This is a genomic window from Streptomyces sp. NPDC052496, assembly GCF_040679095.1.
Lineage (GTDB): Bacteria > Actinomycetota > Actinomycetes > Streptomycetales > Streptomycetaceae > Streptomyces.
The window spans coordinates 61,042-80,023 of sequence record NZ_JBFAUH010000022.1 but is presented as its reverse complement, the minus strand read 5'-3'; the positions used below and the strand labels follow the sequence as shown (position 1 = coordinate 80,023).

Genomic DNA, 18,982 nt, shown 5'->3' with positions numbered 1-18,982 from the left:
CACCACCACCACCTACGCCACGCCACGCCCCGGCCTCTGCCCCAGCCCCTCCGACAGGGAGCCGCTCCATGACCACACCGCGGGATCTCCAGATCGTCGCCATGATCGTCGCCGCGGGCGGGGAGTCCCCCCGTCCCGTGGATGCGGGTGACCTTTCCCTTGCCCTGGCGGGAGCCGAGCTGATCGACCTCCTGCACGCCGAGGCCGTCACGCTGGACGGTGACCGCATCGTTCCCGGCGAGCGGGGCCGGGAACGGGGCCAGGGCCAGGACCCGAGCCAGGGCCAGGACCGCACGACGCCGGCCGATCGCCTCCTGGACGCGGCAGCGGCCTCGCTCGTGCGGCAGGCACCGTACGAGTCGGTCGAGGACTGGCTGTGGCGCCGGGGTCGCGGCCTGTCCGCGGTCTACCGGGCCGCCCTGAAGGAAGAAGGCCTCAGCCTCCGAAAACGCCGTCTCCGGCTTCGGCTCCGCGCCGGCCGGACAGCGCCGGCCGGCTCATCCGCCGCCCGCGGTCACGCGGCCGGCCGCTGGGCTTCGGGTGAGCCCGTCCTCGCCGCCCTCGCAGCCGCCGCCGGCATCCGCGACGCGCCGGCCGACGATGCCCTGAGCGGGACCGACGACGCGGTCATGACCGTACTCGCCGCCGTCAACGAGGCGGTGGTGGAACTGGAGGCCGTACGGCAGCGGCGTACCGTCGAGCAGGCGGCCTTCGACAACATCTGGCGCGGCGCGTGACGGGAACGCGCGGCGGGAAGGCGGCGGCTCAGGTCCCCGCCCGCCCGGTACGCATCAGGTGGCGCCTCAGGCCCGCGCGCCCGGTACGAAACAGGTGCCTGACCGTTCATCACGAGTCAGGCACCTGTGGGTTCAGCGCAGTTCGCCGCGTCACTTCTCCGTCAGGTTGGTCGGGCCGCTCCAGTAGGACCGCTCCCAGCGCTTCGCGTCCGGAGTGAACTCGACCTCCATGCGGTCGGCGGCGTCCGGCGGCAGCGAGAAGGCGTACTTGCCGACGAGTTCCCTTCCGGGCAAGGCGTAGCCCGTGAGGACCTTCTGCCGCCCGCTGCCGTCGATCACCAGCTCCGTCGAGGCGCCGTCGGCGTCGTTGACGGAGGGCAGCCCGGTCTCGATCTCGACCCGCTCGGTACCGGTGTTGACCACCTTGATCGTCACCTGGACGGCCTTGTTGCCCTTCGCGTGCCCCAGGACGTAATCGTCCGGGACGAAGGGCTTCGGCTTCTCGACCGTCACCTTCAGGCCGTTCCCGAACGTATAGGTACCGCCGAACGACAGATGCCGCGCCTTTTCCTCCGCCTCGGCGGAGGACTTGGCCTTCTCCCTGTCGGCGCGGGCGCGCGCCCTGTCGTCGGCCGTCTTCTGGGCCGCGGTGAAGACGAGCACGCCGGCCACGGTCGCGATCAGCAGCCCGATCCCGCCCAGGATCACACCGGCCAGCGCCATGCCCCTGCCCCGCGCCCGGCCCTTGCGCACCTGGCTCAACCCGACGAAGCCGAACACGACGGCCAGCAGCGCCGGGAGCCAGGACATCCAGAACAGGAAGACGACCAGGCCGAGGACGACACCGAGGACGCCGAGGACCAGCGCCGTGACGGCCATGGCGTTGCTGGGCTGCGGCACCGGGAACGGGCCCGTCGGATACGGACCCGCCGGGTACGGGCCCATCGGATGCGGACCCCAGTGTGCGGAGGCCGGCCCAGATCCAGGGGCCGGTCCGGTCGCGGAGGCCGGCCCGGCCCCGGCTGTCGGCTCGGATTCGGCGGCCGGCGGGCGCCACGGGTCGCGCTCGTCCGGTGTCGGGGCGGCGGGCTGCTCACCGTCAGGCGGGGTGGGTACGGTCACGTATGGTCCTCGAATGGGGTCGAAACAGACAAGCTGCTGACATTATCAGTCACATCGTCAACGGCTCATCTCACTCCTCGCCAACGGCTCCGCTCACTTCTCCCTCACGGCGCCCCGCAGCGCCTTGGTGCGGAAGTGGCAGTAGGTCTTGGCCGGTTCGGGGTGGTAGTGCCACGGCAGCGCGTCCACGTAGCCGTCCACCTCGCGGAACTGTTCCAGGGCCGCCTCGTACCGGCCTTGCCGCGTCAGGAAGTAGGCCAGCAGGTGCCGGACCGTCGCCACTCTCGGGTCGTCCGGCCGTGCCGCGCCGACGTCCCGCAGCACGTCATCGGTCATTCCCATCACCTCGGGCCAGCCGTACGCCTCGGCCGGCGCCTCGTCGTCGTGGTGCTCGTACCAGGCGATGAGCCGCAGGACCGTCAGCAGGCTGCCACGCGGGGCACCGGCCGCTGCCTGCCCGGCGAAGTCACGGGCGGTCTCGGCGGAGCCACGCCACTTCGCGCACCAGTACTGCAGGGCGCTCTTGTGCGCTTCGAAGTGGTACGGGGCGCGGGAGACGACGTCCTCCCACAGGTCGAGCATCGCCTCGTGCGGGGCGCCCAGGCCCATGTACAGCGGGATCTTTTTGACGTACGGGGTGGGGTCACCGGGCAGCGCCAGAGCCTCCGCCCGCGCGAACGCCTCCCTGGCGCCCCCCAGGACCCGGTGGAACCCGGCGAACTGCTCGGCGGTGGTGTGCTCGGCGCGATACGCGCCCCGGATCTCCCAGGCCAGCGCCACCTGCGCGGCCGCGCGGACCACGGCCGCGTCCGGGTCGTCGGGACGCTCCGCCTCCCAGGCCCGCAGCCAGGTGTCGTCCTCGGCCGCCCGGTCGGCGGCGACGCCGACGAGACGGGAGCGGCGTTCCCAGTCCGTACCCGCGGCGCCGATCGCCTTGGCGGCGGTCTGCCACTCGCCCCGGGCGAGGGCGGCGGTCACGGCGTCCGCCTCGGGATCCGGGCAGTGCCGGCCGGTGTCCTGGCGTGCCGGCGGCAGCAGGTCCGCACCGGCCGCCGCGGCGAGCTTCGTCGTCCGTCTCCGCTTCCACAGCCAGGTGCAGACGGTGACGGTGAGGACGATCAAGGGAAGGATTCCGTGCATGGGTTCCAGTGGTCCGATCGGAAGTGTTCTGCCGGCGGCCCAGGACGGCTCCCAGGGCGCGCAGAGACGCGCCCACAGGGCGGAGTCCCCCCACGAACAGAAATACAGAGTGAGAGGATCATATGTGCGACATGGTCATGACCTGCACCGATTTCGCGGTCACCGAACATCGCACCGCTACCGCGGGCGGACGCCATGACCGGCCCTGACGCTCCGGACCTCACCGTCCGCCGGCCGCGGGCAGGCCTCCGGCGTCGATGGTGCTCTGGGCGACGGTGGACAGCAGGACGTGGTGGCGGCGGGCGTGGTCGCGCATCAGGTCGAAGGCGTCCCGGAGGGAGATGTCGCGGCAGGCGGCGAGGTAGCCCTTCGCCTGTTCGATGAGGATGCGGCTGTGCAGCGCGACGTGCACCTGTTCGTCGACGACGTCGGTGTCGGTGTGCCGGAGGGCGCGGGCGTGCACCAGGCCGATGGTGGCCGCGTCGGCGAAGGCCTGGGCCATGGCGAGATCGTCCAGCGGCACCGGACTGTCGGTGGCGCGCAGGAGCAGCAGACTGCCGAGGGTTTCACGGCGCAGCCGCAGCGGGACGGCGCAGGCGTACGTGTAACCGGCGGCCCGGGCCTGGACCGTGAAGTCGCGCCAGGCGGCAGGGGCCTGGGAGAGGTCACCGGGGGCCACGGGTTCGGCGGTGCGGTAGGCGTCCAGGGCGGGGCCTTCCCGCAGGGCCAGGTCCAGCACTTGGGACAGCGCCGGGCTGGGGTCGCAGGGCGCGGGGCTGTACATCTGCGGGCCCGGGTAGGCCAGCACGACCGCGGCGTCGGTGACGGCGAAGATGTCGCAGCAGCGGACGGTCAGCTGCTGCAGGAAGTCGATGACGTCGAAGTCGGCGACGAGGGTGTCGGCGAGTTCGACGAAGGTCTGGGCGATCTTGTCTTCCCTGCTCATGTCCCTGCTCCTCGGTACGCGGGTCCGGGCCCGGCCCCGGACCGTGGCAGGCCCGTGCCGGGCGGCGGTGCCACGGTTGCGGCTCGGCTGCGGTGGTGGAACGGAGACAGCGCCGCGAGGGGGGCTTCGCGACGACGGTTGCGCGGCGGCGGGGCCACGGATGCGGGCCTCACGGCGGCAGTTGCGCGGCGGCGGCTTCACGGCGGCAGTTCTTCGAGAATGGCGCGGGCGGTCTCGGTGAGGTGCCGGCCGGAGGCGAACGCCCGGGCCCGGAGCCGGACCAGCGCTTCCTCCAGCGGCACGCCGAGCCGGCAGCTGAGTACGCCGGTGGCCTGGTGCACCTCGACCCAGTGCAGGTCGACCGCGCCCGCGGCGCCCGGCCCGTCGTGGGCGGCGGACTCCCCGGTGTCCGGCCGCCAGGTCAGCAGCCGTCCGGCCAGCGCGTCGGCGACCCGCAGTCCGTCCGCCGCCTGCGGTGCGGTCAGCGGCCCTGGGGTCAGGCGGTACCCGGTCAGCGAACCGAAGCGTACCCCTCCGGCGCGTACCGGCCAGACGAACATCGCCCGCACGCCGAGGGCCTGGGCCTCCGCGGCGAACTGCGGCCACCGTTCGGTCTCGCCCGCGCTCAGATCCACCACCTGGTAGGGCGGCGCACTGAAGGGGCCCTGCCCGAGGGTGAACTGCGCGTCCTCCAGCCGTGCGCTGGTGTCGTCGCTGAACCACACCAGTTCAGCGCCCCACCGCAAGGAGACCGCGACGCCTTCCAGCCCCAGCGCGTGTGCGCACTGCAACGCCCACACGCGGTGCTCCTCCGCGTCGACGGCCCGCGCCAGACCGGCGAGCAGTTGCCGCACTGACACCCGACGCTCCATCGTTGAGCCTTCCGCGTCGGAGGGCGGACCGCAGCCGGAACACGGCCGCTCTCCACACCTGAAGGCTACTCTTCACCACCCTGGCGGGAGCCGGATCGGGCCAGGCGATTCCCTTCGTGGTCCGCCGTGTGTCCGGCCTTCGGGCGCGGCAGTGCGCGGGCCGGCCGTGCCTACTTCCAGGCCGTGGTGTCCGTCACCACGATGCAGTACTTGTGCCAGCGCCGGGTACGCGACGCCGAAGTGGTCGGCTCCGCGCAGGCCGTGGCCCGGAACGTGCTGCCGACCGACGCCATCGACGTGTACTGGTCCGTTCCGTACTCGACGACGGCACTCCGGGCCGAGCCGTCCTCCACCCGTACGGTCACCACGTCCCCCACCTCCGCAGCAGTGATCCGCCCCCACACGGCCCCGCAGCGCTTGCTGTACCGCACGTGCAGGGACACCGGGTTGTGCTGCGGCGGGAGCCAGGTGACCGCGTCGGCGGAACACCCTTCCTCCTGCGAGTCCTTCCCGTCGCACCCGGCCCCCGGGCAGGTGGCCGGAGCGGGCGGCGGTGGCGAGAGCCAGTCCTGCAACGCCCCCGTCACCAGGACCGGCACCACTCCGCCCACCACGGCCGCCGCGACCGCCACCAGGAGCGCGTGCGTACTGTGGTCACGCAGCCAGCGCCACGCACGGCGCCCCCGCGCCCGGCGCTCCGCGCCTTCCTCCTGCCCTTCGCCCTGTTCCCCGCCGCCGTCCCCGTTTCCGCCCCCGGAACCACTCACCCTGCCTCCCGACGCCCTCCGCTGCCCCACCAGCATCGGTGGCCCTGCGGCACGCCGTAAGAAAGATTCACGCCCCATGCGACGCGGGACGGGGCGCCGTCCTCAGCGCCGGGCCAGCGCCAGCACGCTCAGGCCGAACATCAGGACCCCCAGGGGGAGATGGACCGACGGGACGTGCGCGATGCCGAGCACGACCTGGGCCGAGGCAAGTGCGAGGAAGCCTGACGCGTGCCGGACAGGCCGGGGCGAGCCGCCGCCCGGCTTCCATGCCAGTACGGCCGCGAGCAGGTACAGCATCGACGCCCCGTACATCACACGGGCTCCGACGCTGTGCAGCGTCGCTCCGTAGGACGAGGTCAGCAACAGGCCTGCGGAGACCGCCTGGAGGAAGATGGTCAGGGTCTGGAGGGCGATCGTGATCCGGAGCAAGGTGAACCTGCGGTGTGCGTTCGCCGTCGCGCTCGCGCCTGTCGTCGTCGCCGTCGTCTCAGTGGCCATGTCAGGTACCTCTTTCCGCCGCCGGGCAGCAGGTCGATAAGGTCTCACCAGCCCGACGACGCGGGCCTGCGAAAGGTAAGGCGGGGGCGGCCGGAGACATGGAGACTGCGGAGACCGGCACAGACGGGACAGCGGGCGAGCGGCGCCGGCTTGTCAACATCGCTTACCGGTTGCTCGGTTCGGTCACCGAGGCCGAGGACGCCGTACAGGATGCCTACGCACGCTGGTACGGACTGCCGCGCAGCCGGCGGGCGGAGATTCTGTCCCCCGGCGCCTGGCTGACGACGGTGACCAGCCGCATCTGCCTGGACCTGCTCGGCTCGGCACGGGCCCGCCGTGAACGCTATGTCGGCGCGTGGCTGCCCGAGCCGCTGCCCGACCGCGCCGAGTGGGACCAGGCACGCGGCACCGGCCCCGCCGGCGCCGCGGACCCTGCCGACCAGATCGTGCTGGACGAGTCGGTGACCATGGCCTTCCTCGTCGTCCTGGAGTCGATGACGCCTGCCGAGCGGGTGGCGTTCGTCCTGCACGACGTCTTCCGGTACCCGTTCGCCGAGATCGCCGGTGTCCTCGGGCGGACCCCCGCGGCCTGCAAGCAACTGGCGGCCTCCGCCCGGCGTCGGGCGGGCGCGGCACGCGCTCCGGCGACGGCGACCGGGCAGGCCGATGTGGTCAGGCGGGTCAAGGAAGCCTGGGAGGTGAAGGACATCGCGGCTCTCGTCGGCCTCCTCGACCCGGCCGCCGTGCTGACCGCCGACGGCGGCGGCCTGGCCGGCGCCGTCCTGCACCCGGTCGAGGGCGGTGCGCGCATCGCCCAGTACATGGCCGCCGTCGCCGGCAAGGCTCCGGGGCTCGAACTCCTGGTGCGGTCGGTCAACGGTGTGCCGGGCCTGGTGGCCCGGCGTGCGGGCGTCGTCCTGACCGTGGCGGCGTTCGACATCCGCGACGGGCGCGTCATCCGGATCTGGGTGGTCCGCAACCCGGAGAAGCTGCGGCCGTGGGCGCGGGAGAGCTGACGAGCCGTGCCACGGCCCAGGGTCAGTGACGCCTTGTGTCAATTCCGGTCGTGGCATGATCGGTGCCATGAATCATTGCTTACGTTCCGGCGGTTCATCCGCCCAGTTGTGTTCACCCGGTCGGTGACCGATGGTTACGGCATTCTGGGTCGCAGGAGCGGTGGTCGCCCTGGGGCTCGCGGCGTTTCTGGCGGACCGGGTCCTGCTGATGATGGAGTCCCGAGGCTGGATCTACTGGCGCAGGACCAAGCGCCTGTCCTCCATCGGTGCCGATCTCGTCCAGGAGGGCTCCCCTGGAGCCCAGGCCGTGAAGCGGGCCATGGAACAGGAACGCGTACGCAAGAACGTCCGTACGGCAGGAGACCCGCCCCTCAAGGTGGACCTGGACGCCGGTACGGTGCGCATTCGCCGCGCGGCGGGCGAGGGACGGGAACGGTGAACCGCGCTGCGACACCACGACCCCCGAGGAGACCGTTTCCGCCGGCGGCGTCTGCGTGCCGAAGCCTCCCCCGCGCGGGGGAGGAGAATCGTCCCCTGGTCTGATCCCCGCGCGCCGCGGGTCCGCGACAGTGATCTTGTAGCGATCGGCGAGACGAGCGACGAGGGGTCACTGTGGCGGTCTGGCTCATGTCCTTCCCGGCTTTCGCGTGCCTGCTGGCCCTGCTCGCCCTGGTGGAGAGCGCGTGGCGGTGGTGTACGGGGCTGGGCTTGTTCCCGTGGTTGCGCAGGCGTACCGGACCGTCGTTGTCGAGCATCGCCTTCGACGAGTTCACAGCGGTCGTGAACGGGAACAAGACGGCGGAGCTGGAGCAGCGGCGGGTGGAACTGCTGCGGCGGGACGACGAGAGCGACGGCGCGCCGCCCCGTTCCAGCGTCGACCTGAGCAAGGGCACCGCGTTCATCGTGTGCCCGGGCCCGCAGGAAGCGGACGGCGGCTCGGCCTCGCCGTCCTCCTGAACTGAAGCGCGTTCCCTTGCCCCATGTCTGAGGCGTACGCCGGGGGCGCTCTGCGAGTGCTGTGCGCCGAGTGGTGCTGCCGTGTTCGTACCTACGTCGTTTGTGGCGTGCGACCCGAAGGTAAAGACCAGGTATAGCGGCAGGTGAAGCGGGCTTTGCCGGCCGACGGGAAGCGGCAGGACGGAGAGATCGTGTTCGACCTCAGGGCTGAGGCGGAGATGCGCCTCTTCTCGGAAAAGCTGGCCAGGGAAATCGCCGGGAAACGAGCCGACGTCTCGGCGGGGGCGGGCGGGGCAGGCGGCAGGGACGCGGAAGACTCGCCCTCGGCCGACCCGGTATCCGCGCATCGGCCGGGCACCGCGGACGGACCGAGCCCCGTGGACGGGCCGAGCCCCGCGGACTGACCAGGCCCGGCGGGCCGACCGGAGAGCGACTAAGGTAAGGGTGACCTTACCAACCCGTCTCCTCCCCTCCCCCGCACCCCCCCGGAGTCCGCCCCGATGCCCTCCCCGATCGCCACCACCGCCCCGCCCTCCGGCACCCCCCGGCATCCGCCCCGGGTGCCGCGGCCTTCTCCTGTGCCGCGGGTGACCGACGAGCGGGTCGTCCGGCGGGCGGCCGAGATGTCCGGGGCGGAGTTCTGGCGGGCGGTGGAGCGTGAGGGTACGCCGCTGACCGGACCGGATCCCCAGGGCGCGGCGGACCACGCCCTGGTGACGTTCCTGTGGCGCGGCTCCCCGGCCACCCGCGCGGTCCTGGTGTCGCCCAACAAGCTCGCCGATCCGCGCGATCCGGCGGGCAACCTCATGGCGCACGTCCCCGGCACGGATGTGTGGCACTGGTCGGTACGGATGCGCCGGGACTGGCACGCCACGTACACCCTGTGCGTGGACGAGGGCGACGGCCCCGCCGACGACGCCGCGTACTGGCCGTGGTTGCGCACACAGCGCCGTACCGATCCGTTCAACCCGCGCTCCCTGGCGAGCCGCTGGGGCGGCGCTCCGGCTTCCTGCGTCACGCTGTCCGGAGCACCGGAGGGCGCGGAGTGGCAGCAGCGCCCTGGTGTGCCGCGCGGCACGGTCTCCGAGCACACCGTCCGCAGCGCGCTGCTCGGCAACGAGCGCCGGGTCTGGCGGTACGTGCCGGCCGGCGGTGCGGAACCGGGCGCGGAGCTGCCCGTACTCGTCCTGCTGGACGGGGAGATGTGGCAGCCGGGGCTGGGCGTGGCGACCGCGCTGGACCATCTCGTCGCGGACGGCCGGATCCCGCCACTGGTCGCGTTGTTGCCGGAGTCGCTGGGGGCGGACGTCCGCTGGGCCGAGATGACCTGTGATCCGCGGTTCACCGGTTTCCTCGCGGACGAGCTGCTGCCCTGGGCGGCTGCCGACCTGCCGCTGACCGCCGATCCCGCCCGTACCGTCGTGGCGGGCCAGAGTCTGGGCGGTCTGACCGCCGCGTACGCCGCGGTGTCCGCGCCCGGCCGGTTCGGCGCCGTCCTGGCGCAGTCCGGCTCCTTCTGGTGGCCGAACGGTCCGGGCGCGCAGTGGCTGACCGAACGGATCGCGGCGTCGCCGCGGCTCCCGGTGCGGTTCCGTCTGTCGGCGGGCGAGCAGGAGTGGGTCGCGCTGCCCGCGAACCGCCGGCTGCGCGACACCCTGGCGGCCAAGGGGTACGACGACGCGGTCTACCGCGAGTACAACGGCGGCCACGATTACCTGTGCTGGCGTTCGGAGCTGGTGGACGGGCTGTGCGACCTGCTCGGACGGGCCGGCTGACGCACCGGGGCCCGGCCGCTGGAGTGCGGCCGGGCCCCGGGTCCGAGGGACGCCGTCGTGAACGGCTCCGCCTCAGTGAGCGCGCGTGAGGCTGATGCGGTGCACCGAGTCGATCCGGTCGGTGCCGGCCGCGGACTTGTCGACCACGTAGGCGGTGCCGCGGCGGACCGTGACGTGGTTCGGGTTGGGGCCGGTGGCCAGGTCGGCCAGGACGGTGCCCTGCTTCGGGTCCACGACCGTGGTGGTGCCGCTGCCGCGGTTGGCGACGAAGACCCGGCCGGAGCGGTGGTCGGCGGCGACGGAGAGGGCGCCGGCGCCGGTGGCGACGGTCCGGGTGACGGCACCCTTGCGCAGGTCGACGACGGAGAGGGTGCCCGCGGCCTGGTCGGCGGTGTAGGCGGTGCGGCCGTCGGCGGAGAGTGCGATGCCGATGGGGGCGTCGCCGGTGGGGATGAAGCGCGGCTCGGCCTTGTACGGGCTGACCGCGATGATCCGGTCGTTGGTGAGGTCGGTGGCGTAGGCGGTGCCGGTACGGCTGTCGACGGCGAGTCCGGCGGTGCCCGCGCCCTCGACCTTGACCCGCTTCTTCTCCTTGAAGGTGCGGGTGTCGAAGGCGACGACCGAGCCGTCACCGAAGCCGCCGGCCCAGGCGAGGTCGTGGCGCTTGTCGACGACGATCTCGCGGGCGTGGGCGACGCCGGGCAGGGTGGCGAGGTGCTTGCCGGTGCGCTGGTTGTAGACGGCCACCGAGTTGTTGCGGGTGTTGGTGGTCCACACGGTGTCGTGCTCGTCGTCCACGGCGACGCCGTAGACCGCCTCGACGGCGCCGGTCGCCTGGTCGGTGACCGGCGGCGTGTAGGCGGCCTCGACCTTGAGCGTCTTCGGGTCGACCTTCAGCAGTCTGGACTGGGTGACCGGCGGCCGGCCCACGGCTGTGGTGGCCCACAGGACGTGGTGGCGCTCGGAGTAGGCCGACTGGTAGAGGCCGGTGGCCAGTTGGGCGGTGTCCACGCGGTACGAGGCCTGGGGCGCGGGGCGGTCGTGCGCGACGGCGGTGCCGCTCAGCGCCAGGACGCCGGCCGCGGCGGCGGTCAGGGCCGTGGTGGTGCGGGCGAGGCGGCGGGCGGTGGCACGGGGCCGCGGGGGCTGGGTGGCGTGCATGGTCTTCACTCCTCCTGGAGGGCAGGCGAGAGGGGCGGGCCGGGGGAGCTCCACCCGACGGGATCAAAGGTTAGCTTAGCCTTACCTAAGTTGCACTCAGCTCGGGGCCGGTCGGCGAAAAGCGACCGGACTCCCCTTCAACGCCCCTGCCCCACCTGGCCCGTTGACCGGTCCAGGGCGGCCAGGCGCTCCGCGACCACTGCCGCGATCCCGTCCATCCAGCGCGGCTGCGTCATCTGCGGGTGCAGGCAGTCCACGTCGTGGTTGGCCAGCGCGCCCCGCACGTACGGCGCCCAGGCGTCCCGGGTGAGCCAGTCCTCGGCGCGCGGGGCGGCGGCGGTGAAGAACAGCACGTCGCCGGCGAACACCCGGTGCTGGTGCTCGCGCATGAGCCGGGCGTTGTTGACGACGATGTCGACGACGGCGGACAGCGTCCGGTCGGACAGTCCGGCCAGCGCGCTGCCCTCACGACGCAGCGTCTCCAGGACGTCCTCGCGGGTCAGTTCACCGGTGCGCTCGAAACCCGCCATCCGCAGCAGGGCGGTCAGCGCGTCGGTCTCCTTGGGGACGGCCTGGTCGCGCCACTGGTCGGAAGGGTAGGCGTCCAGCAGGGCGAGGAAGTCGACCCGCTCCCCCGCCTCTTGGAGCTGTACCGCCACGGTGTGCGCGAGGACACCGCCCACGGACCAGCCGAGCAGCCGGTAGGGGCCGTGCGGCTGGACGGTGCGCAGCTGCCGTACGTAATCGGCGGCCATCTCATCCATCGTCGCCGGGAGGGGTGCGTCGTGGGCCAGGCCGCGCGCCTGGAGGCCGTACACCGGCTGTGCGGGGTCGAGCCGGGAGAGCAGGCCCGAGTAGCACCAGCTGATGCCGCCCGCCGGATGCAGGACGAACAGCGGTACGCGGTCGCCGGCCGGGCGCAGCGGCAGCAGGACGTCCAGCGCGTCGCCGCCGGTCCCGTCGCCGTCCAGGCGGGCGGCGAGCGCGGCCGGGGTGCGGTCCTGGAAGAGCGCGCCGATGGCCAGGCGGGTGCCGAGCGTGTCGCGGACGCGTGCCATCAGGCGGGCGGCCAGCAGCGAGGTGCCGCCCAGGTCGAAGAACGCGTCCTCCACACCGACCCGGGGCAGGCCCAGCACTTCGGCGAACAGCCGGGTGAGGGTCTCCTCCTGGTGGGTGCGCGGGGCGCGGCCGGGTCCGGCCTCGAAGGAGGGAGCGGGGAGCTGTCCGCGGTCCAGCTTGCCGTTGGGGCTGAGCGGGAACGCGTCCAGGGCGAGCACGGTGCTGGGCACCATGTGCTCGGGCAGCGTACGGGCGAGTGCCGCGCGCAGCTCCTCCGGGTCGGGCGCGGCGGTCCGGTCGCGCTGCTCGTACGTGACGTAAGCGATCAGCCGCTGGTCGCCGGGCCGGTCCTCGCGGACCACCGCGCAGGCGGCGGCGACGGCGGGCAGGGCGGCCAGTGCCTCCTCGATCTCGCCGAGTTCGATGCGCTGGCCGCGCAGTTTGACCTGGTGGTCGGTGCGGCCGAGGTAGTGGAGTTCGCCGCGGTCGGTCCAGCGGGCGAGGTCGCCGGTGCGGTACATCCGGCTGCCGGCGGGCCCGTACGGATCGGCGACGAAGCGCGTCGCCGTCAGGCCGGGCCGCCCCAGGTAGCCGTCGGCGAGCTGGGTTCCGGCGAGGTACAGCTCGCCGGGGACGCCGGGCGGGCAGGGCCGCAGGGCCGCGTCCAGGACGTACAGGCGGGTGTTCCAGACGGGCGCCCCGATGGGCACCGGACCTTCGTCGCCGGGCGCGCACGCGTGGTACGTGACGTCGACGGCCGCCTCGGTGGGGCCGTACAGGTTGTGCAGTTCCACGCCGGGCAGCGCGCGCGTGAACTCCCGGGCCGTCTCGCGCGGCAGCGCCTCGCCGCTGCAGAACACCCGGCGCAGACCAGTGCAGTTCGCCGCGTCGGGCTCGGCGAGGAAGACCTGGAGCATGGACGGTACGAAGTGGCAGGTGGTGACGGCCTGTTCACGGATGACGCGGGCCAGGTAGGCGGGATCCCGGTGTCCGCCGGCCTCGGCCACCACCAGCGTGGCGCCCTGGCGCAGCGGCCAGAAGAACTCCCACACGGACACGTCGAAGCCGGAGGGCGTCTTCTGGAGCACCCGGTCACCCGGCTCCAGACCGTACTGCCCCTGCATCCAGCGCAGCCGGTTGTCGATGGCACGGTGACTGACCACGACGCCCTTGGGGCGGCCGGTGGAGCCGGAGGTGTAGATGACGTACGCGGGGTGGTCCGGAGTGAGCGGGCGGGGCGGGACGGTGGCGGAGTACGCGTCCAGACCGAGGCCGTCCAGGACGACGACCGGCACCGGCCCGTCGCCGGGCACCCGGCCGTCCCGGTCAGTGATCACGCACACCGGCCGGGCGTCGTCGAGCATGTACGCGAGGCGGTCGGCGGGGTAGTCCGGGTCCAGCGGCAGGTAGGCGCCGCCCGCCTTGAGGACGGCCAGCAGGGTGAGGACCAGATCGGCGGAGCGCGGTACGGCGACGGCGGCCAGTGTGCCGGGGCGCACGCCCAGGGTCGCCAGGTGGCGGGCCAGCCGGTTGGCGCGGGCGTCGAGTGCGGCGTACGTCCACGTGGTGTCCCCGGAGATCAGCGCGGTGGCGCCGGGCGTGCGGGCGGCCTGTGCCTCGATGGGGCCGACGAGGGTGGTGGGCGGCAGGGCACGGGAGGTGGCGTTGAACTTCTCCAGCACCAGCGCCTGTTCGGCCGCCGTGGCGATGCCGTGCTCACCCTGGGGGGCGTGCGGGTCGGCGCGCACCAGACGGGACAGCAGGGCCAGGAAGCGCTCCTGGTGGTGTCCGAGGCCGTCCTCCTCGTACAGGTCGGGGTTGGCGTCGTAGTCGATGCGCAGGCCGCGGCCGTCGGCGCGGTCGTAGACGTTGACGGTCAGCTCGTCGACGGGTCCGGTGGAGAGGTTGTGCGCGGTGGCCGGGGCGCCCGCGAAGTCCAGGCCGTAATCGAACGGCATCACGTTGACCAGTGGCCCGACCAGCGCCCGGTCGGCGCCGAGCAGTCCCAGGTCGCGCCGGATGTCCTCGTATCGATAGCGCTGGTGGCGGCGGGCCGCGCGGATGCCGAGGACGACCTGGCGGGTCAGTTCGGCGAAGGTGGCGGTCGGGGCCACGGTCAGCCGCAGCGGCAGTACGTTCATGACCATGCCGGGGACGCGCAGCGCCGCCGAGCCCATGCGGCCCATCATCGGCAGCCCGAGGACGACGTCCCCGGCACCGGTGGCGCGGGACAGGTACAGCGCCTGGGCGGCGATCAGCACGTCGGGCCAGGTGGCGCGGACCGAGGCCGCCAGTTCCTTGAGCCGCTCGGTGGTCTCCGGGCCCAGGTACGCGGTGCGGCGCAGGTGGGTGCGGGCGGGCAGGGCGGTACGTCCGGCCAGGTTGACGGCTTCGGGCCGGTCCGCGAACGCCTCGTTCCAGTGCCGGCGGTCGGTCTCGTACGTGTCCGAGGCGCGGTACGCGGCGTCGTCGTCGACCAGGTCGGTCAGCCGCCCGAAGGTGGCGGGGCCCACGGGTTCGCCGGTTGCGAGCGCCGTGTAGACCTCGGCGGTACGGCGGGCCAGCAGCGAGTAGCCGAAGCCGTCCATGACGACGTGGTGGACGCGCTGGTACCACAGCCAGCGGGCGTCACCGACCCGGAACAGCGCGTGCGCGAACAGCGGCCCGGCGGCCAGGTCGAACGGCTCGGCCAGGTCGGCGCGCATCCAGGCGCGCGCCGCGCCGTCCGGGTCGGCCTCGGCGCGCAGATCGGCCAGGTGCAGCGGCAGCGGTGCCGGGCCGGTGGCCAGGGGGAGCTGGCGGGGCCCTTCGGCGGTCTCGACGATCCGGACCCGCAGCGCGTCGGCCTCGGAGACCACTTGGTGCAGCGCGTCGGAGAACAGCGCCGGGTCCACCGGCCCGTGGATCTCCAGGTACTCCGCGGTGTTCTGCGCGGGGCTCGCCGGGTCGAGGGCCTGGGCGTACCACAGGCCGGTCTGGGCGGCGGTCAGCGGCAGCCCCTCGGCGGTGCTCAGGCCGTCGGCGGCGGTGTCGAGGAGCGCCGTCATGAGGCCGCGCCCAGGATGCGGGCCCATGCCTCGATGGCGGGCTGCTCGGCGAGGTCCACGAAGCCGGCCCGGGTGCCGTGGTCGCGTCGCCATCGTTCCAGGAGCGCCATGATGCGGACCGAGTCCATGCCGTAGTCGACGAGGTTCTCGTCGACGGGGATGTCGGCCGGGTCCTCGCCCAGGACGTCGGCGACGTCCGCGCGCAGGTGGTCGATGGTCAGTGCCATGACAGGGGGTTCTCCTTGGGGTTCTGGCCGGTGGTGGCCGGGGCCGGGCGGCCGGGGCGCCGGCCCGCGGCCGGGGTTCGCGGGTAGGGGGGCGCCGGGCCGGGCGGCTGCGTCCGGGCCGGCGCCGTCGGTCACTTGGCCATGGCCTTCTCGATGTCGTCCAGCACGGACAGGGCCGCCAGGCCGCCGCCGAGGCTGGTCCACTTGGAACCGTCGATCTCGGTGGCGTGGCCGTCGCGGACCGCGCCGAGCTGCCGGTAGGCGGGCTTGGTCTTCAGCTCGGTGAAGAGGTCGGCGTCCTTGCCCTTGGCGGCGAGGGTGCCGATGAACAGCCAGTCGGCGTCGATCTGCCGGATGTCCTCGTCGCTGATCGGGGTGGAGTGGCCCTGGCCGCGGTCGTTCTGGATGCCGGGCCGCTTGAAGCCGAGGTCCTTCAGCACGTCGCTGATGAACACGCCCTGCTGCATCACGGCGGTGCCCTTGGCGGAGTAGCGGGCGACCGAGACGGTGGCGCCGGCGTTCGGGCCGAGCTTCTTCTTCAGGCCGGCGACCCTGGACTCGTAACCGGTGAGGAAGCTCTTGGCCTCGTTCTGCTTGCCGAGGACCCGGCCGGTGAGGTCGAGCGCCTTCTTCCAGTCCTTGTCCTTGCCGAAGGTGACGACGGTCGGCGCGACGGCCTTCAGCTGCTGGAGCACCTTCCGGTCGGCGAGCTGCCCGGCGAGGATGACATCAGGCTTGGCGCGCAGCACCTTCTCGATGTCGGGGCCGGTGACGGCACCGACGACCGGTATGTCCTGGGCGCGTCCGGCGAGGTAGCCGGGGGCGCCCTGCTGGCCACGGCCGGCGGTCAGGCCGATCGGCTCGACCCCGAGGGCCAGCGCGGAGTCGAGGTCCAGCTCGCTGAGCGCGACCACCTTGGCGGGCTTGGCGGGGACTTCGACCTCGGTACCGGTGGCGTCGGTGACGGTGACCTTGCCGGCGCCGCCGGTCTTCGCCTTCGCGGAGCCGGACTCGTCCCCTCCGCAGGCGGTGAGGGCCAGCGCCAGGGCGGTGGTGACGGCGGCCGCCGCGGTCAGGCGGACGCGCGGCAGGGGGTGCGTGGACATGTCGGTAGTCTCCGAGGGGTGAAGTCCGGCGCCGGAGCGGCGTTTGACGGAACAGCTGGTACGGGGCACGCCGGGAAAGCCCGGGTGTCCGGGCCTGCCGGGCCACGAAAGCCCCGGTCGAGGCTTAGGTTAGGCTAACCTTATGTTGGTTGCGCAAGAGGCCGGGGCCCCCGCGGGCGACACCCGGCCCCCTCCGTCACGGAAGCCCGGTCACCGCCCGCGCATCCTGACCGCCGCGGTCGCGCTGACCGTGCTGCTGGCCGCCCTGGTGCTGCTGTCCCTGCTCATCGGCACCGGATCCAGCCCCGTCGCGCGCGCGTGGGACTTCCTCATGGGTGACCCGGCGGCCCGCGCCGACGCCCAACTCCGGCTCGCCGTACTCGACGTACGGCTGCCGCGGACGCTCGCCGCCGTGCTCGTCGGCGTCTCCCTCGGCGCCGCCGGCTGCCTCCTCCAGGCCGTCACCCGCAACCCGCTGGCCGAAACCGGGCTGCTCGGCGTGAATTCGGGCGCCGCGCTCGGCGTCGTCATCGGCCTCACCTACTTCGGAGTGGACTCCTCGTACGCCCTGCTGGGCTGGGCCCTCGCCGGCGGCATGTCCGCCAGCGCGGTGGTCCTGCTGCTGGCCGCCTCGGGCCGGGCCGCGGCCTCGCCGCTGCGGCTGGTGCTGGCCGGCTCCGCGCTCGGCGCCACCTTCCACGGCATGACCTCCTACGTACTGCTCAGCACCCAGTCCACGTTCGACACCTTCCGCTACTGGACCATCGGCTCCCTCGCGGGCATCAAGACGTCGGACACCTACCCGCTGATCCCCCTCGTCGTGGCCGGCCTGCTGGTCGCCTTCGGGGCCGCCCGTCCGCTCGCCGCCCTGGCGCTCGGCGACGACAGCGCACGGTCGCTGGGACACCGGCCCGGGCTGGTCCGGGTCGTGGTCGCCGGCGCGGTGACCCTGCTCGCCGGGTCCGCGGTGGCGCTCGCCGGCCCCATCGCCTTCCTCGGCCTGCTGGCCCCGCACGCCGCCCGCGCCGTCACCGGCCCGCGCATCGCCGCGCAGCTCGCCCTGTCGGCACTGATCGCCGCCGATGTGATGATCGCGGCCGACATCTTCGCCCGTGTCGCCATCCGCCCCTGGGAGACCCCCGTGAGCGTGCTCCTCGCCTTCGTCGGCGGGCCGTTGCTGATCTGGATCGCCCGCTCACGGCGGATGTCGACGGCGGGGGGTGCGGCGTGACGGAGCCGGCACGCGGGACGGCGGAACCGACGCACGGGGCCGCGGAACCGACGCCCGGCCGGACTCTCCCGGCCCCCTCCCCCTCGGCCCCCGCCACGGCCGGCTCCCCCGCACCCGACGTCTCCCCACCCGACAGCCTCGTCCTACGGACCGGCGCCTTCTCCTGGCTCTTCCCCCGCCGGGGCTCGCTGGTGGCCGTCGCGCTCGGCGTGCTCATCGTGGCCCTCGTGGCGCTGGGCACGTTCGCCGGCTCCACCGGCATGAGCTTCTCCGAGACGCTGGCCGGTCTGTTCGGTACGGGTGATCCCGCGACGGTGATGCTGGTCCAGGACTTCCGGCTGCCGCGGATCGCCGTCGGCGTGCTGGTCGGCGCGGCCCTGGGCGTTGCCGGCTGCCTCACCCAGACGCTGGCCGGCAACCGGCTCGCCACCCCCGACATCATCGGCGTGAACGAGGGCGCCACCGCGGCCGTCGTCGCCTCCGTCGTCGGCTCGTCCACCGGCATGATCGGCGAGTGGTGGCTCGGGCCGGTCGGCGCGTTCCTGGCCGCCGCGCTCGTGGTGCTGTGCGCGGGCGGCGCGGGCCACCGTGGACACCGCGTCCTGGTCGTCGGCATCGGCGTCTCGACCGTCGTCGGGGCCGTCACCGATCTCGTGATGTCCCGTCAGAACGACAACACCGCCGGCGGCGTCTTCCTGTGGACGGTCGGCAGCCTCAGCGGACGCGACTGGTCGGTGGGCACACCACTGCTGCTGGTCCTGCTCGTGCTGCTGCCGTTCGCCCTCGCCGCGGGGAACCGGCTCCAGCTGCTGCGCTTCGACGACGACACCGCCTCCGGGCTCGGCGTACCCGTACGGCGGGTCCGCGCCCTCACCCTGGCGCTCGCGGTGGTCCTCTCCGGCGTGGCGGCCGGCATCGGCGGCCCGATCGCCTTCGTCGCACTGGCGGCCCCCGTGCTCGCCGACCGGCTCGGCGGCCGGTCACGCGTACCGGTGCTGGCCTCCGGCCTGGTGGGCGGCGCGCTGATCGCCGGGGCCGACACGCTGGGCCGGGTGATCGCCCCCGTGGAGATCCCGGTCGGCGTGGTCACCAGCGTGCTCGGCGGCCCCTTCCTGCTGTGGGTGCTCTTCCGCCCTGACCGGGGCACGAGGCGGTTCTGACGGAGCGGGAGCCACGCGTGGTGCCGACGTCGGATGAGCATCGTGGTGCCGCAAACCGACAGCACGGACACCGGCTTCTCCTGTCCGCGCCTTCGCCGGAGCGCTACGGTGGACGGTGCACCGTAGCGGCCGTCCAGGGCCGGGTGGAACCGGCCGGCGAG

General features: G+C 73.2%; 17 protein-coding genes. 7 read left to right on the top strand and 10 right to left on the bottom strand.

Going from position 1 to position 18,982, the window contains the following annotated elements:
* Positions 1-68: 68 nt before the first annotated feature.
* Positions 69-737: a GPP34 family phosphoprotein gene (locus AB0L45_RS27190; RefSeq protein ID WP_365844354.1), complete on the top strand. Its 669-nt coding sequence runs from the start codon at positions 69-71 to the stop codon at positions 735-737.
* Positions 738-887: 150 nt separating this feature from the next.
* On the opposite strand, the gene AB0L45_RS27185 is transcribed toward AB0L45_RS27190, so the two are convergent.
* The 6 genes from AB0L45_RS27185 to AB0L45_RS27160 all read right to left on the bottom strand — a co-directional run bounded on the left by AB0L45_RS27185 (position 888) and on the right by AB0L45_RS27160 (position 6,082).
* A complete protein-coding gene (locus AB0L45_RS27185) occupies positions 888-1,637 on the bottom strand; it encodes a DUF4190 domain-containing protein (RefSeq protein WP_365844352.1) in 750 nt (249 codons plus the stop codon).
* Between the two features lie 315 nt (positions 1,638-1,952).
* Positions 1,953-2,999, bottom strand: coding sequence for a hypothetical protein (locus AB0L45_RS27180; protein ID WP_365844349.1), 1,047 nt, complete (start codon positions 2,997-2,999; stop codon positions 1,953-1,955).
* 220 nt (positions 3,000-3,219) lie between these two features.
* Positions 3,220-3,945, bottom strand: coding sequence for an ANTAR domain-containing protein (locus AB0L45_RS27175; RefSeq protein WP_365844347.1), 726 nt, complete (start codon positions 3,943-3,945; stop codon positions 3,220-3,222).
* A gap of 197 nt (positions 3,946-4,142) precedes the next feature.
* Positions 4,143-4,805, bottom strand: a complete 663-nt coding sequence (locus AB0L45_RS27170; RefSeq protein WP_365844345.1) for an ANTAR domain-containing protein — start codon at positions 4,803-4,805, stop codon at positions 4,143-4,145.
* A gap of 182 nt (positions 4,806-4,987) precedes the next feature.
* Positions 4,988-5,584 carry a DUF2690 domain-containing protein gene (locus AB0L45_RS27165; RefSeq protein ID WP_365844343.1) on the bottom strand — a complete coding sequence of 199 codons (597 nt, stop codon included), beginning with the start codon at positions 5,582-5,584 and terminating at the stop codon, positions 4,988-4,990.
* Positions 5,585-5,686: 102 nt separating this feature from the next.
* On the bottom strand, positions 5,687-6,082 hold the full coding sequence (locus AB0L45_RS27160) for a hypothetical protein (protein ID WP_365844341.1): 396 nt from the start codon (positions 6,080-6,082) through the stop codon (positions 5,687-5,689).
* A gap of 98 nt (positions 6,083-6,180) precedes the next feature.
* Here AB0L45_RS27160 and sigJ point away from each other — a divergent pair, with 98 nt between their 5' ends.
* The 4 genes from sigJ (at position 6,181) to fes (ending at position 9,830) form a co-directional block, all read left to right on the top strand.
* Positions 6,181-7,098 carry an RNA polymerase sigma factor SigJ gene (gene sigJ / locus AB0L45_RS27155; protein WP_365844339.1) on the top strand — a complete coding sequence of 306 codons (918 nt, stop codon included), beginning with the start codon at positions 6,181-6,183 and terminating at the stop codon, positions 7,096-7,098.
* Positions 7,099-7,228: 130 nt separating this feature from the next.
* On the top strand, positions 7,229-7,537 hold the full coding sequence (locus AB0L45_RS27150) for a hypothetical protein (protein ID WP_365844337.1): 309 nt from the start codon (positions 7,229-7,231) through the stop codon (positions 7,535-7,537).
* Positions 7,538-7,710: 173 nt separating this feature from the next.
* Positions 7,711-8,055, top strand: coding sequence for a DUF6191 domain-containing protein (locus AB0L45_RS27145; protein ID WP_365844335.1), 345 nt, complete (start codon positions 7,711-7,713; stop codon positions 8,053-8,055).
* A 500-nt stretch (positions 8,056-8,555) separates the two neighbouring features.
* Positions 8,556-9,830, top strand: coding sequence for an enterochelin esterase (fes, locus tag AB0L45_RS27140; RefSeq protein WP_365844333.1), 1,275 nt, complete (start codon positions 8,556-8,558; stop codon positions 9,828-9,830).
* Between the two features lie 72 nt (positions 9,831-9,902).
* Here the strand turns inward: fes and AB0L45_RS27135 are convergent, their stop codons facing one another.
* From AB0L45_RS27135 to AB0L45_RS27120, 4 genes are all read right to left on the bottom strand, one after another.
* On the bottom strand, positions 9,903-10,991 hold the full coding sequence (locus tag AB0L45_RS27135) for a YncE family protein (RefSeq protein WP_365844331.1): 1,089 nt from the start codon (positions 10,989-10,991) through the stop codon (positions 9,903-9,905).
* Positions 10,992-11,128: 137 nt separating this feature from the next.
* Positions 11,129-15,097, bottom strand: a complete 3,969-nt coding sequence (locus AB0L45_RS27130) for an amino acid adenylation domain-containing protein (RefSeq protein WP_365844329.1) — start codon at positions 15,095-15,097, stop codon at positions 11,129-11,131.
* On the bottom strand, positions 15,094-15,324 hold the full coding sequence (locus AB0L45_RS27125) for a phosphopantetheine-binding protein (RefSeq protein ID WP_031005798.1): 231 nt from the start codon (positions 15,322-15,324) through the stop codon (positions 15,094-15,096). The genes AB0L45_RS27130 and AB0L45_RS27125 overlap by 4 nt, the downstream gene beginning before the upstream one ends.
* A 131-nt stretch (positions 15,325-15,455) precedes the next feature.
* Entirely contained in the window at positions 15,456-16,430 is a 975-nt protein-coding gene (locus AB0L45_RS27120; protein ID WP_365844326.1) for an iron-siderophore ABC transporter substrate-binding protein, read from the bottom strand.
* A gap of 142 nt (positions 16,431-16,572) precedes the next feature.
* Between AB0L45_RS27120 and AB0L45_RS27115 the strand changes: the two genes are divergently transcribed.
* Positions 16,573-17,661 carry an iron ABC transporter permease gene (locus AB0L45_RS27115; RefSeq protein ID WP_365844324.1) on the top strand — a complete coding sequence of 363 codons (1,089 nt, stop codon included), beginning with the start codon at positions 16,573-16,575 and terminating at the stop codon, positions 17,659-17,661.
* Positions 17,658-18,821, top strand: coding sequence for an iron ABC transporter permease (locus AB0L45_RS27110; protein WP_365844322.1), 1,164 nt, complete (start codon positions 17,658-17,660; stop codon positions 18,819-18,821). The genes AB0L45_RS27115 and AB0L45_RS27110 overlap by 4 nt, the downstream gene beginning before the upstream one ends.
* Positions 18,822-18,982 lie beyond the last annotated feature (161 nt).

Coding starts and splice junctions, on each gene's coding strand:
- AB0L45_RS27190 (WP_365844354.1), top strand. CDS start 69: ATGACCACACCGCGGGATCTCCAGATCGTCGCCATGATCGTCGCCGCG.
- AB0L45_RS27180 (WP_365844349.1), bottom strand. CDS start 2,999: ATGCACGGAATCCTTCCCTTGATCGTCCTCACCGTCACCGTCTGCACC.
- AB0L45_RS27175 (WP_365844347.1), bottom strand. CDS start 3,945: ATGAGCAGGGAAGACAAGATCGCCCAGACCTTCGTCGAACTCGCCGAC.
- AB0L45_RS27160 (WP_365844341.1), bottom strand. CDS start 6,082: ATGGCCACTGAGACGACGGCGACGACGACAGGCGCGAGCGCGACGGCG.
- sigJ (WP_365844339.1), top strand. CDS start 6,181: ATGGAGACTGCGGAGACCGGCACAGACGGGACAGCGGGCGAGCGGCGC.
- AB0L45_RS27150 (WP_365844337.1), top strand. CDS start 7,229: ATGGTTACGGCATTCTGGGTCGCAGGAGCGGTGGTCGCCCTGGGGCTC.
- fes (WP_365844333.1), top strand. CDS start 8,556: ATGCCCTCCCCGATCGCCACCACCGCCCCGCCCTCCGGCACCCCCCGG.
- AB0L45_RS27135 (WP_365844331.1), bottom strand. CDS start 10,991: ATGCACGCCACCCAGCCCCCGCGGCCCCGTGCCACCGCCCGCCGCCTC.
- AB0L45_RS27130 (WP_365844329.1), bottom strand. CDS start 15,097: ATGACGGCGCTCCTCGACACCGCCGCCGACGGCCTGAGCACCGCCGAG.
- AB0L45_RS27125 (WP_031005798.1), bottom strand. CDS start 15,324: ATGGCACTGACCATCGACCACCTGCGCGCGGACGTCGCCGACGTCCTG.
- AB0L45_RS27120 (WP_365844326.1), bottom strand. CDS start 16,430: ATGTCCACGCACCCCCTGCCGCGCGTCCGCCTGACCGCGGCGGCCGCC.
- AB0L45_RS27115 (WP_365844324.1), top strand. CDS start 16,573: ATGTTGGTTGCGCAAGAGGCCGGGGCCCCCGCGGGCGACACCCGGCCC.